Here is a 12,937-nt window from a genome sequence, read left to right on the forward strand (position 1 = left end):
GAGTCACAGCGCTCTCATAACCCCTCCCTATGCCACCCTGGAGCACCGGCTCCATCCTGAGCGGCGTGACTCCACCCGTCCCTCTCGCGCGCTGGTGGCGCGAACCCTGGTGGGCGCGGCTCACGCTCCTCGGCATCGTCGTCGCCGCCACGGTCTTGATGACCTGGAACCTGTCGAAGGGCGGCGACTCCTCCTTCTACGAGGCTTCAGCGCGCTCGATGTCCGAGTCGTGGCGAGCGCTCCTCTTCGGCGCCTTCGACCCCGCGGCCACCGTGACGCTCGACAAGCTCTCCGGGTTCGCGGTGCCGCAGGCGCTCGGCATCGACCTCTTCGGGATGTCGACCTCGTCGGTCGCGCTGCCGCAGGTGGTGGAGGGCGTCGTCACGATCCTCGCGTGCGCGGTCGTGGGTCTGCGTTGGGGTGGGCGCGGGATGGGCCTGGTCGCGGCTGCGGCGGCCGCCTCGACGCCGATCTTCGTGTCGATGTTCGGGCATCCCATGGAGGACGGACTGCTGACGATGGCCCTCGCCGTCGCCCTGGTGTGGTGGCAGCGGGCGATCCTGACCGGCCGGTGGTGGCCCCTGCTGGTGGCGGGGCTGTTCATCGGGGTGGGGTTCCAGGCGAAGATGATGTCCGCCTGGTTCGTGCTCCCGGGGCTCGTGGTCGCGACGTTCCTCGCCGTTGCCGGCGCACGGCGGGCATGGGGTCATGCGGCGGCGCTCACGGCGTCGAGCATCGCAGCCTCGCTCTCGTGGATGTTCCTGTTCGCGCTCACCCCCGCCGGCGCCCGCCCGTTCGTCGACGGCTCGACCGACAACGACATCTTCGCGATGGTGTTCGGCTACAACGGCATCGACCGCCTGGTGCCCAATGCCGTCGCTGGAGCGGTGGGGTCGCACCCCACCGACGGCGGGATCCTGGGCGCCCTGATGCTCGCCGCGCAGAACTCCGCCGCGAACGCGGGAAGCGGCGGCGAAGCGGCCTCCATGACGAAGCTCCTCGAGTCGCCGCTCGTGACGCAGATCGGGTGGCTGTACCCCGCGGCGATCGCGGGCATCGTCCTCGGGGCGGTGCGGTGGTGGCCGCGACGGGCTCGCCCGGCCGGACCGCGCCGGGAAGCCGCCGCGCGGGTCGACCGCGCGATGCTCGTCGCGCTGGCCTCCTGGACGGTCGTCTCGGCGACCTTCCTCAGCGCGGCGAGGGTTCCGCACACCGCGTACGTGGCCGGGCTCGGCGTGCCGCTGGCGCTGCTCGCGGCCCTCGCCTGGCGCGAGGTCGTGCGGTTGCGGGCTGCGGCGCGGCTGTGGCCGCGGCTCGCCGCTCCCCTGCTCCTCGTCGCGCAGGGCGCGTGGTGGACGTACCTCTCGGTCGCCGGACGGATGCCGCTTCTCCTCGTCGCCGCAACGGTCGCGGTCTGGGCTGCGGGACTGATCGCGGCGATGGTTGCGGCGGCGCGGCTGTGGCATCCGGTCCGGGGTCCCCGGGACGCGGTGATCCCGGCGATGCTCGCGCTGGCGGTCCTGTGCGGTCCGATCGCGTTCAGCACCCAGGTCCTCGACTCCGCGCGCGATGGCGGCGGCGGCGACGCCTATGTCGGCGTCTCACCCAGGTCGGCGCACCCCGACGAGACCTTCACCCCGTCGGCGTGGTCACCATGGGGCGGGGAGCCGTCGAGGTCGCCGGCGCTCACGCAACTCATCCAGACCGCCCAGAAGAACGGCGGCGGCGTCGACGGACGCCCGCTGTTCGTGAGCGATTCGTGGGCGCTCTCGGCACCGGTCATCGTCGCGACGGGCGACAGTGTGCTGACGGACGGCGGGTACTCGGGGTCCGCTCCGGTGTTCAGCGAAAGTGCTCTGCGCTCCCTGGTCGCCAGCGGTCGCGCTCACCTCTTCGTCGTCGCGTCGACGACGCGGAAGGGCGACCCGGTCCGGGCGCTCGTACGAGACGACCACTGCCGCCGCGACAGCACCTGGAACCTCACGGCACCGAGGGAGGGCGGCGAGATGTTCGGGGTGACGTCGTTCACCCTCTACACCTGCCGGTGACGTCGGGCCGACTCGGGGCTGGCGCGGGCCACGCGGGGGTGACGTGGGCGCGGGCCACTCACAGGCGAATCGGGGCCGCCCCGCCCCGCCGGTAGACTCGAGCCAGTGACCACCACCCGCGCCGAAGCCGCTTACCTGCGCTCGGTCACGGCGTTCAAGAACCCGATGCTCGACCTGCTGCACGGGCGGTTCGCACCGTTCGTCGTGGCCGTGCTGTCGAACGTGTTCTCGCCCGACCGTCCCGCGGTCGCGGTCGCCGACGCGCACGTCGAGGTCGCCGAGGCGATGGACGAGCTGCGCGCCGCGGGGTACGACACCGAGGACGACCGTCGCATCCCCGCCGGGTCCGCGCGCGACATCTGCCGCGGCTGGGTGCGCGTGGGCTGGTTGAGCCTCCAGATCGAGGACGACGTCGAGGTGTACCGCCTCTCCGCCCACGCCGTCGGAGCGCTCGAGATCGCCGGGCGCGCGGGCGGCGGGCGCGCACGCGTGTCACGGTCCCGCGTCCGGACGCTGCTCGACGCCGTCGAGCGGCTCGCGCGCGACGCCGAGACCGATCCCGAGCGGCGCCGCGAGGCCCTGCTCGCCGAGCGGGCGGCCCTGGATGCCGAGATCGCCGCGCTCGACGAGGGCGTCATCGAGCCGCCCGACGACGAGCACCTCCTCGAGGAGGCGGAGAACGTCATCCACCTCGCACGCGAGCTCCCGGCGGACTTCTCCCGTGTCGCGGAGTCGATCACCGCGATGCAGCGCGACGTCGTCGCCGAGTTGCGTCGCGACGCGCGCCCGACGGGCGACGTCCTGCGCGAGTACCTCGAGCGCGGCCGGCACGTCATGCAGGCCACTCCGGAGGGTCGGGCGTTCCAAGGCGCGCTGCGCCTGATCGGCGACCCCGAGCACATCGACGACCTCACCGAACAGCTGCACGCCGTGCTCACCCAGCCCTTCGCGCGGCTCATGACCCCCGAGCAGCGCGGAGAACTGGATGCCATCGCCCGCCGCGTCGAGGCGGGCGTGCTGGAGGTGCTCACGGCGCAGCGGCGCGCCTCGCACGTCATCACGGTGCAGGTGAAGACGCACGATCCGATCCGCGACCGCCAGGTCGACGACCTGCTCCGCTCCGTCATGGCGGGGTTGCACCGGTGGAGCCAGACCAAGGCCCCCGGCCGCGTCGAGCCGGTGCGCACCCTGCCCCTCGCCGACATCGGCCACCTGCGACGCTCGCTCAGCGACATCCGCCCGGCCGGCGCACCCGAACCCCTCTCGACCGACGAGGCCGACGTCGAGTTCGTCGACGCGGACACCCGCGCGTGGGGCGGCCCGCACTACGCCGAGCTGGAACGCTACGTCGAGACGCTCGGCGAGCGCTTCGACCTCGCCGAGGCCTTCGCCGGAGCGGAGGAGTACACGCGCCGCCCCGTCGATCTCGTCGGCCTCCTCGAAATCGCCCACCGACGCGGACTCGCCGAGGGCGACGAGGTCTCCGTGGTCGAGGCGGTCCGCCCCGACGGCACGACCCGCCGCTTCGCTTTCACGGCGGTCACCGCCGTCCGCCCGACAGAAACGGATGCCGATGACTGACGTCGACACGTCCGCGCTTGCTCCCACCCCCGACGACACCCCCGCCTTCATCGCCCCCGTCGCGATGGAGAACGACCCCGACGCTCTGTTCGCCGGGGATCGCGGCATCCTGGATGCCGATGTGCGACGCGTGCTCGTGCGGATCCTGCAGCGCCGGTTCCTGCTCGCCGAGAACTCCCCCGCCGAGTGGAAGCTGCTGCTGGAGCACCAGCAGATGATCGAGTCGCGCCTCAACGACCTGTTCGTGCGGCTCGTCGTCGACCACGATCGCGGCGTCGCGTACAAGGAGCAGGTCCGCAGCGACGAGGTCGACGTGCCGATCCTCCTGAAGGACGAGGCGTATTCGCGCGCCGAGACACTCGTGCTCGTGTACCTCCGCACGGTGTTCCAGCGCGAGACGACCTCGGGTGCGCCGTCGGCCCGCGTCGACGTCGAAGAGGTCGAGCAGACGGTCCTCACGTACTTCGCCGAATCAGACGGCACGCGCGCGAGCCAGCAGCGCGCCGTGCGCACCGCCATTGCGCGCCTCGACCGCGAGGGGATCATCGAGGAGGAGTCCGAGGGGCGCTACCGCATCGGGCCGCTCATCGAGATCGTGCTCAGCGCCGAGGTGCTGCGCGAGCTGCAGCGCTGGCTGGACGAGCAGACACCGGATGCCGAGCCCGCGACGTCCGGTGACGTCGAGGCCGTGGCATCCCTTCGCGAGGAGCAGAACGCATGACGATGCTCGAGACGCTGTTCGGTCTGATCCCCGCCGCGTCGCGCGGTCAGCAGTGGGTCGCCGAGGAACTGCAGCTGATCAACTGGGGCGGCTACGACGGCGAGCACCGCGTGCGTTTCGCGCCCACTGCGACGCTGCTGTGCGGCGGGTCCGGGTCGGGCAAGTCGACGCTCATGGACGCGTACGTCGCGCTCATGATGCCGCACACGACCCCGTTCAACGGTGCCTCCAACGGCGCGGTGGTCGGCCGCCCGCGAGGGCAGGAGCAGCGCAACATCCTGTCCTACGGCCGCGGCAAGCTCGACGAGTCGCGCACCGACGAGGGCACGAAGGTCCGGGTGCTGCGCGGCGACGGCACCGACACGTGGACGGCGATCGCGATGACCTGGGTCGACCACGACGGCGCCCGCTTCACCGCGGTGCGCGCCTGGTACATCCCCGCCGCGGCGCGCGTGCTCGACGACGCGGTGAAGGTGCGCGGCACGATCCACGGCGCCTTCGACCTGCGCGCGCTCGAGCGGGCGGCATCCCAGCATCTGTCCGACTCCGCGGTCCGCGCGACCGGTCTCGACACGCTCGCGACCGACCGCGAGTTCTCCGCCCGACTGCACGCCGTGCTCGGGATCGGCGCGGCCGGGGCCGGGGCGAAGGCGATGAGCCTGCTCGCCCGTATCCAGGCCGGGCAGCAGATCACCACCGTCGACGACCTGTACAAGCGCATGGTCCTCGAAGAGCCCGAGACCCTCGCGACCGCCGAGGCCGTCGTCGCGCACTTCGACGGTCTGGAGTCGACGCGCACCCGCATGCTCGAGGCGCGCCAGCAGGTGCGGGCGCTGCAGCCGATCCGCACCATCACCGCGCGCATCGACGACGCCGCCGAACGCGTGGGCATCATCGAGGCGCTCGGGCGCTTCGGCGATCCCGCGTCGCGCGCGTCGCTGTGGCGCGCGCAGCGCCGCATCGACCTGCTCGGCGCCGTCGAGGACGAGCTGCGCGAACGCACCCACGCCACCGACGCCCTGGTGCGCGAACGTCAGGCGCTCGCCGACGCCGCCGAGGCGGAGCGCGACGGTCTCGTCGACGTGCTGCGCGCCGCGGGCGGCGATCGACTCGACGCCGCCCAGCGCGAACTGCGGGGGCTCGAACGCCGCCGGGCCGGGATGCAGCGCGACCGCGACCGCTTCGACGCCGCGCTCGCGACGCTCGGCACCGACGTCGCCGACGCGAAGGGCTTCGCGGCGCTCGTCGACGAGGCGCGCCGGACCCTCGGCGACACGGATGCCAAGTCCGCCGTGCGCGACGCCTTCGTCGCCGCCAGCAGCCGGCACACGGCCCTCCGTCAGCAGCTCGCGACGCTCGAGACCGAGCACCGCCGCACGCAGACCCGCGACGACAACATCCCGCCGCGCCTGCACGAGGCGCGCGAAGCGCTGGCGGAGGCGGCGGGTCTCACCGCGGCCGAGCTGCCGTTCGTCGCGGAGCTGGTGGACGTCCGCACCGAGTTCGAGCCGTGGCGCGGAGCGTTCACGCTCGCGCTGGGGGGCTTCGCGACGACGCTCCTCGTCGACGCCGCGCACCTGGCATCCTTCCGGGCCGCGATCGACGGCGTCCGCCTTTCGGAGCGTCTGCGCTTCGAGGGCGTGACGACCGGTCTTCCCGAGCGCACCGGCCTCGACCCCGCCACGCTTCCCGGGCGCCTCGACTACCGCCCCTCGCCCTTCACCGGCTGGCTGCAGGACCGGCTCGAGCAGCAGTTCGCGTTCGTGTGCGTGGACAGTGTCTCCGACCTTTCCCGGCACCGTATGGCGCTGACGATCTCGGGGCAGACGAGCCAGGGCGCGCGCGGCGCTCACGGCGGCTCTTCCCGTCACAGCATCCTCGGCTTCTCGAGCCGGGTCCGTCTGAGCGAGCTCGGCGACGAGATCGCCGCCGTCCGCCGCGACCTCGCCGCGGCCCAGGCCGCCGTCGACGAGGCCGCGGCCGCCCTCGATGCGTTCGACGATCGCCGCAGCGCCTTGGAGAAGATCGCCGACCTCGCCTGGGACGAGGTGGACACGGCATCCGTCGATCGCGAGATCGAGCGCTGGACCGAGACGCTCACCGAGATCACCGCCGGCAACCCCCGCATCGCCGAGCTGCAGGAGCAGATCTCGGGCACGCGCGCCCGCGCCGCGCGGCTGCGCGAAGAGATCGGCGGCGCGAAGACGGAACAGCAGCGTCTCGCCGCCCGCTGGGCCGAGGTCACGGACGAGGTGGATGCCGCGCAGATCCTGCTCGAACGCGCCGAGGACGCGGGAATCGCGCTCACCGAAGAGGAAGCCGCGTACCTCGACGCGCTGTTCGTCGCGCCCTCCGGGGACGACGCGTCTCCCTCGCAGCGCCTCGCCCGGTTCGACGCGGCACTCGAATCCGCATCCAAGCGGCTGCTGGAGGACCAGCGCGTCGCGCAGGAGACCTGGAGCGAGCAGCGCGAAAGCCTGCGCCGCACGCTCACGGCGTTCCTCGACCGGTGGCCGAGCCCGAACCTGCTCGCCGACCCCGACGAGTCGCTCGGCGACTTCGAGCGGATCCTCGCCGACCTCGAAGCCAGCGGGCTGCACGAGCTGGAGGCCGAGTGGCGCGACAGCCTGCTGCGCCTCTCAGGCAACGACCTCACCAACCTCGATGCGTCGCTCACTCGCGCGTTGCGCGAGATCCGCGACCGCATCGCGCCGATCAACGACATCATGCGCGACCTGCCGTTCTACGACGACGAGCACCGTCTGCAGATCGTGCCGCGCGAGAGCCAGTCCGAGGTGCGCCGGCGGTTCCGCCGCGAACTGCGCGACGTGCGCGCCGCGATCGACGCCGCCTCGACCGACGAGGAGCGCGAGGCCGTGTACGGCCGGATGGCGCGGCTCATCGGCCGCATCCGGCCCACCGCGCCCGACTTCGCCGACCTCGTCGACGTCCGCAACCACGTGCGGGTGAGCGCCGAGCGCTTCCGCGCCGCGACCGGCGAGCACGTCGCGCTGTACGACCACATCGGCGAGAAGTCCGGCGGCGAGTCGCAGGAGCTCATCGCGTTCATCGTCGGCGCGGCTCTGCGCTACCAGCTCGGGGATGCCGGCGCCGAGCGCCCGCGCTACGCCCCGGTGTTCCTGGACGAGGCGCTCATCAAGGCCGACGCGCACTTCACCAAGCGCGCGATCGGCGCGTGGCGCGGCCTCGGGTTCCAGCTCGTCATCGGCGCGCCGAACGACAAGTACAGCGCGATCGAGCCGCACGTCGACGTCGAGTACGACATCCTGAAGGACACCCGCGGTCGGTCGTGGGCGAAGGCGAAGGTGGCGCTGCCGGCCGGGGCGTGAGGCTGCTGCCGGGTGCGCACGCCGCGGGAGATCCCGGTCGCGGACGGCCAGCCCCTCCGCGACCCTGCCGCCTCGGGGAAGGACCTGAGATAATCTCCACCACGGGAGTGAGGGTTGCTGTGGTCACCGACCGAGATTCCGGGCATGAGCCTGTCGGACCTGACGGTTACGCGGATCGCACGTCGGTACTGAGCATCGCTCTGCACGAAGCAGCCATTCCGTATGTCCGCTCCGACTGGGGCAGGGCCTCCCGCATCATCGGCGAGAACCTGGCGAAACTTCGCACCCGGGCACGCGGTCCTCTCGCTCACGAATGGATCGACGAGTGGGAAAGCGCGTGGGCTGCTGGCCCGGAGGGCATCGTGGCCGTGGCTCGGATGCGAGGAGAACGCGGCAACGATCTGCGGCAAATGACTCCCTTGGCGGGAGTTCTCCCTTTCGACATCCGCGCGGACATCGCTATGGGCCTCCGTCGTGTTTCGTGAGGATCTCGAGCACCTGATCCGGGCGGCGTGCGCCGTCATCGGCGAGAACCAGATCATCATCATCGGCTCGCAGGCGATTCTGGGAACGTACAACGAGTAGGAGCTGCCCGAGGTGGCGACGTTCTCGGCCGAGGCCGACGTCCGACCGGTGCAGGACGACGCCGACGAACATCTGGCGACCGTCATCGACGGTGTCCTCGGCGAGATGTCGGAGTTTCACCAGTTGCACGGAAGCTACGCGCAGGGTGTCGGACCGCGGACCGCCGTTCTCCCACACGGCTGGCTGGACCGCCTCGTGCCGATCTCCAGCGAGGCGACCTCGTATTGCATCGGTTGGTGCTTGGACGTGCACGATCTCTGCGCATCAAAACTGCTGGCCAATCGCACAAAAGACCACACCTTCGTGCGGGGGTTGATCGAGGGGAATCTTGTGGACGTCACGACGCTGCGGGACCGGTTGGCCTCGACGACGGCCGACGAGCGAGTTGCCGTCGCTGCGCAAACCTTCCTTGCAACGTTCCCCGACAACTCGGCTCGCTACGTCGCAGCAGCGCTTCCGGTCGTCGATCTGTCGGACCCGTCTCATCCTCGGAACCTCATCTCCGAGGACGGACTCGAAGTCAACGTCGCCGAGGAACTCTGAGGGGTCAGCACGCCAGGCTGCCCGTTTGACCATGGTCGCTGTGCGCGCGACCGGGGCCCTCACACGGTTACGAGAACCCGCTCGGCGTCGACGACCTCGTCCGGGTTCCCGACGGCATCCCCGACCCTCATCGCACCCAGCGCCGGGTCGGCCACGACGCGCGCGGCGAGCGACCGGACCAGCACGACCACCGCGCCCGAGCCGACCGGGGCGCCGGGGTCGATGGCATCCAGGAGTCCCCGCAGCCGGTCGTCGTGACACCGGCTGTCGTCCGCACCGATCCACTCCAGAAGCTCGATGAGGGTCCAATCGGCGGCGATTGGACTGGGAAATGCATCGAAAGGGCGTAAAGAGCGGGTCATTGGACCAATTTCACCTATCCGACCACGACGCGAAAGATTCCAGTTCGGCACCCGTGGCATCCATTCGCGTGCACAACCTCAGCGATCCGCGCAACGGCAGCCAAACCCTGCGGCGATCGGCTGACATCCGGCGGATCACTGAGCCTGCGCGATCGCAGCCCGGGCATCCGGCCGCGCGCAACCTCAGCGATCCGCACAACCTCAGCCGCAATCCACGGCACGCGACCGACATCCCGCGAATCACTGAGCGAGCGCCGCCGAGCACCCGCACCGGGTCCGCACGCTCACAGCGAACACGGCCGAGGGAATGTACCACCCCTTCTCTACGCTGTGTGCTGAGGGCGCGGGAAAGGCGGTTGCGGATGCAAGGACTCGAGGTCACGGTTCTGCTCGGGCTCGCGATGCTCGTGGGGACGGTGCTGGCCCCGCGGCTGCGGGTGGCCACGCCGCTCGTGCTGCTGGTGATCGGGCTCGCGCTCGGCTTCGTGCCCGAGCTGCGGCAGATCGAGCTGCCGCCCGAGACCGTGCTGCTGCTGTTCCTCCCCGTCCTGCTGTTCCGCGAGGCGTGGACGACGTCGCTGCGCTCGGTCCGCCGGTCACTGCGCTACATCGTGCCGATGAGCACGCTGCTGGTCGTGGCATCCGCCTTCGCCGTCGCCGGCGTCGCGACGTGGATGGGCGTGCCGTGGGAGGCCGCACTCGTGCTGGGCGCGGCGGTCGCTCCCCCCGACGCCACCGCCGTCGCCGCCCTCGGTCGCCTGCTTCCCGAACGCACGTTCATGAAGCTGAAGGCCGAGAGCCTCACCAACGACGGAACGGCGCTGGTGCTGTACTCGATCGCGGTATCGCTCCTCATCGGCAACCAGGTCACCCCGTGGGAGATCACGGGCATGGTGGTCCTGTCGTACGTGGGCGGTGCCGCCGCGGGTGTCGCGGTCGCCGCACTGGCATACCTCGCCCTGCGCCGCATGGAATCGACGCTCACGATCAACCTGACCCTCGCCCTCGTCCCGTTCGTGGCCTTCCTGGTGGCCGAAGTCGCCCACGCGTCCGGAGTCCTCGCGGTCGTCTTCGCGGGACTCATCGTCGCGTGGATCGCGCCCCGCATCACGACCGCGATGTCGCGCAGAGCGGCGGATGCCACCTGGCCCTTCGGCGTCTATCTCCTCAACGGTGCGCTGTTCGTGCTCATCGGCCTCGAGATCCAGCTGGTGCTGCACGAGATCTCGCCGTCGGAGATCGGCATGCTGCTGCTCATCACGGTGGCCGCGTGGATCGTCCTCGCGATCGTGCGGTACATGTTCCAGTGGTTCTTCTCGCCGTTCTCCCGGCCGGGCACCGGATCGTCGCGCTCCCTGCGACATCGGTCCCGCGTCGTCAGCACCGTGGCCGGTTTCCGCGGCGCGGTGTCGCTGGCGATCGCGCTGTCCGTGCCCCTGACGACGGCCGACGGCACCCCCGTGGCCGGACGCGACGCGGTCGTCTTCATCACCGCCGGCGTGATCGTGCTGACCCTGCTCGTGCAGGGTCCACTCCTCCCCGCCGTCATCCGGTGGGCCAAGCTCCCCGCCGATGACGCGGCGATCGAGGAGTTCGAGCTCGCCCAGCGCGCGATCTCGGGTGCCGCGCTCACCGCCCTCGACGATCTCGCGGCCGAGCACGGCGTCAGCGACCTCGTCCGCGACCGGGCACGACAGGAGGGCTACGAGCGCCTCGAACTCGCGAACGCCCGCGCGGTCGCGCGTCAGCGCGCGGCCGAGGAGCGCGACCGCGAGAACGACGACATGGATGCCGGCGGCGACGACGCCGCGTCCCGGATGGGGCCGATTCCTCCCGGGATGGACGGAGACGACGACGGCCGCCGGCCCACGGGGCAGCTCGAGATGATCGCCGTGAGCGACGACATCGACCTCACGCAGCGGTCCCCGATCCTGCGCCACAAGGAGGCGACCCGCCTGCGCCTGGCGATCCTCGACCGCAAGCGCGAGGTGCTGCTGCGCCTGCGCCGCGAGGGCACGATCGACGACCTCGTCGCCCGCCGGATCCTCGCCGATCTCGACATCGAGGAGATCCGCGCACGGGGCATGGAACGCGCCACCGACTGAGCCCGGAGCCGCGGCCGCGAGCCGCGGAAACCCGCGGCCGGCGCCGCCCCGCGGCTGCGCCATAATCACCCCATGTACGGAGAACGTCTCGCACGCTGGGAACGTGCGGCACAGTGGCCGATGGTCGTGGCGGCCGTCGTGTTCCTCGCCTCGTATGCCGCGGAGATCCTGGCGCACCCGGGCGGCGTGGTGGGCACGATCGCCGAGATCCTGCAGCGGGTGACGTGGGTCGCCTTCGCCGTCGATTACGTGGTGCGCATCTCGATCGCCGAGAACCGGTGGCGCTGGTTCTGGCGTCACCTCCTCGACCTTGCGATCGTCGCGCTGCCGGTGTTCCGACCGCTTCGCCTCATGCGTTTCTTCACGATCATCGCGCTCATCCAGCGCAACACCGAGTCGATGCTGCGCGGCCGCGTGGCGATCTACACGATCGGGGCGACCGCGCTCACGGTGTTCGTCGCCGCCCTCGCCGTGTACGACGAGGAGAAAGGCAGCAACGGTCCGATCTCGTCGTTCGGGGACGCCGTGTGGTGGTCGTTCGAGACCATCACCACCGTCGGCTACGGCGACTACTTCCCCGTCACGATCGGCGGCCGCATCGTCGCCGTGGGGCTGATGATCGGAGGGATCGCGCTCATCGGTGTCGTCACGGCCACCCTCGCGTCGTGGATCGTGCAGCGCGTCTCGATGGAGAACGAGCAGGCGACGGCGGCGACCGAGGCGCAGGTCGAGGCGATGCGGGCGGAGATCGCGGAGCTCAAAGACCTCCTGCGCGCGGGGCAGCCGTTGCCCGCAACCCCTGTCCCGCCGGCCGAGCCCGGCCCTAGGCTCACGCCATGAGCGAGCCCACGCAGGACCAGCTGGAAGCCTCCGACAAGGTCGAGAAGCGCACGATCGGCGGCGAGATCCGCTACTACCTCAAGGACATCAAGGCCCACTGGCCCGTCGTGGTCGAGCAGCATCCGGATGCCGCGGGGCACGAGGCCTGGTGGACGGCCGACGGGAAGTTCCACGCCACGCACGATCAGCTCCGACGGGATGCCATGATCGGCGGCATCGTCTGACGCCCGCGGCGGTCACCGCTGCCTGACGACCGCGGCGGGTCACCGCCGCCGGACGACCGCGCCGGTCGCCCCCGCCGGAAGAACGGCTGTCAGGCCGGCAGCGCCACCCCGTGCAGTGCGTCGACGACCGGCGCCAGTTCGGGCTGCTTCTCGGCATCCGCGAGCACGCGCTCGAGCGCCTCGTCGTGGACCGGCCGCGCGCGCTCGTACAGTGAGCGCCCGGCCACGGTGAGCTCGGTGTAGATCCCGCGTCGGTCGTCGGCGCACAGGACGCGCGTGAGCAGGCCGCGGTCTTCGAGGCGGTTCACGAGTCGCGTCGTCGCGCTGGGGCTGAGTGCCGCCGCCCGCGCGAGCTGCTGCATGCGCATGTGCCACCCGTCCTGGCGGTCGAGCGCGTCCAGCACCGTGTACTCGACAACGGACAACTCGACCACGCCGAGCGCTCGCTCGAGCTCGGCCTCGATGAGCCCGTGGAGCGCCGCCAGGGTGCGCCAGCCGCGTGCGCGGATCTCGACGGCGTCGTCAGCGATTCCCATGGGCGCACTCCTCCTCGATACTTGCTTGCGCGCTTTACTTGC

Annotated in this window: 10 protein-coding genes; 8 read left to right on the forward strand and 2 right to left on the reverse strand. The window is 71.2% G+C overall.

Going from position 1 to position 12,937, the window contains the following annotated elements:
- Positions 1-65: 65 nt before the first annotated feature.
- The 5 genes from RKD05_RS17200 to RKD05_RS17220 all read left to right on the forward strand — a co-directional run bounded on the left by RKD05_RS17200 (position 66) and on the right by RKD05_RS17220 (position 8,828).
- Positions 66-2,048, forward strand: a complete 1,983-nt coding sequence (locus RKD05_RS17200) for an ArnT family glycosyltransferase (protein WP_424711636.1) — start codon at positions 66-68, stop codon at positions 2,046-2,048.
- A gap of 105 nt (positions 2,049-2,153) precedes the next feature.
- Positions 2,154-3,629: a DUF3375 domain-containing protein gene (locus tag RKD05_RS17205; RefSeq protein ID WP_424711637.1), complete on the forward strand. Its 1,476-nt coding sequence runs from the start codon at positions 2,154-2,156 to the stop codon at positions 3,627-3,629.
- Positions 3,622-4,350, forward strand: coding sequence for a DUF4194 domain-containing protein (locus RKD05_RS17210; protein ID WP_424711639.1), 729 nt, complete (start codon positions 3,622-3,624; stop codon positions 4,348-4,350). Before RKD05_RS17205 ends, RKD05_RS17210 begins: the two co-directional genes overlap by 8 nt.
- Entirely contained in the window at positions 4,347-7,700 is a 3,354-nt protein-coding gene (locus tag RKD05_RS17215) for an ATP-binding protein (RefSeq protein WP_424711640.1), read from the forward strand. Before RKD05_RS17210 ends, RKD05_RS17215 begins: the two co-directional genes overlap by 4 nt.
- Positions 7,701-8,297: 597 nt before the next feature.
- Positions 8,298-8,828, forward strand: coding sequence for a DUF6036 family nucleotidyltransferase (locus RKD05_RS17220; protein WP_424711641.1), 531 nt, complete (start codon positions 8,298-8,300; stop codon positions 8,826-8,828).
- Between the two features lie 59 nt (positions 8,829-8,887).
- Here the strand turns inward: RKD05_RS17220 and RKD05_RS17225 are convergent, their stop codons facing one another.
- A complete protein-coding gene (locus RKD05_RS17225) occupies positions 8,888-9,190 on the reverse strand; it encodes a hypothetical protein (RefSeq protein ID WP_424711642.1) in 303 nt (100 codons plus the stop codon).
- Positions 9,191-9,552: 362 nt separating this feature from the next.
- Between RKD05_RS17225 and RKD05_RS17230 the strand changes: the two genes are divergently transcribed.
- From RKD05_RS17230 to RKD05_RS17240, 3 genes are all read left to right on the forward strand, one after another.
- Positions 9,553-11,295 carry a Na+/H+ antiporter gene (locus RKD05_RS17230; protein WP_424711644.1) on the forward strand — a complete coding sequence of 581 codons (1,743 nt, stop codon included), beginning with the start codon at positions 9,553-9,555 and terminating at the stop codon, positions 11,293-11,295.
- A gap of 72 nt (positions 11,296-11,367) precedes the next feature.
- Entirely contained in the window at positions 11,368-12,135 is a 768-nt protein-coding gene (locus RKD05_RS17235) for a potassium channel family protein (RefSeq protein WP_424711646.1), read from the forward strand.
- The gene (locus tag RKD05_RS17240) at positions 12,132-12,359 is read left to right on the forward strand and encodes a hypothetical protein (RefSeq protein WP_022878215.1); all 228 of its coding nucleotides are present in this window, start codon (positions 12,132-12,134) and stop codon (positions 12,357-12,359) included. Before RKD05_RS17235 ends, RKD05_RS17240 begins: the two co-directional genes overlap by 4 nt.
- 89 nt (positions 12,360-12,448) lie before the next feature.
- On the opposite strand, the gene RKD05_RS17245 is transcribed toward RKD05_RS17240, so the two are convergent.
- On the reverse strand, positions 12,449-12,895 hold the full coding sequence (locus tag RKD05_RS17245) for a MarR family winged helix-turn-helix transcriptional regulator (RefSeq protein ID WP_424711648.1): 447 nt from the start codon (positions 12,893-12,895) through the stop codon (positions 12,449-12,451).
- Between the last annotated feature and the right edge of the window lie 42 nt (positions 12,896-12,937).

The organism is Microbacterium sp. SLBN-111, assembly GCF_049739645.1.
GTDB lineage: Bacteria > Actinomycetota > Actinomycetes > Actinomycetales > Microbacteriaceae > Microbacterium.

What these genes read in the sequence shown, in the direction of transcription:
- RKD05_RS17210 (WP_424711639.1), top strand. Translation starts at nt 3,622, where the DNA reads ATGACTGACGTCGACACGTCCGCGCTTGCTCCCACCCCCGACGACACC.
- RKD05_RS17215 (WP_424711640.1), top strand. Translation starts at nt 4,347, where the DNA reads ATGACGATGCTCGAGACGCTGTTCGGTCTGATCCCCGCCGCGTCGCGC.
- RKD05_RS17225 (WP_424711642.1), bottom strand. Translation starts at nt 9,190, where the DNA reads ATGACCCGCTCTTTACGCCCTTTCGATGCATTTCCCAGTCCAATCGCC.
- RKD05_RS17230 (WP_424711644.1), top strand. Translation starts at nt 9,553, where the DNA reads ATGCAAGGACTCGAGGTCACGGTTCTGCTCGGGCTCGCGATGCTCGTG.
- RKD05_RS17235 (WP_424711646.1), top strand. Translation starts at nt 11,368, where the DNA reads ATGTACGGAGAACGTCTCGCACGCTGGGAACGTGCGGCACAGTGGCCG.
- RKD05_RS17240 (WP_022878215.1), top strand. Translation starts at nt 12,132, where the DNA reads ATGAGCGAGCCCACGCAGGACCAGCTGGAAGCCTCCGACAAGGTCGAG.
- RKD05_RS17245 (WP_424711648.1), bottom strand. Translation starts at nt 12,895, where the DNA reads ATGGGAATCGCTGACGACGCCGTCGAGATCCGCGCACGCGGCTGGCGC.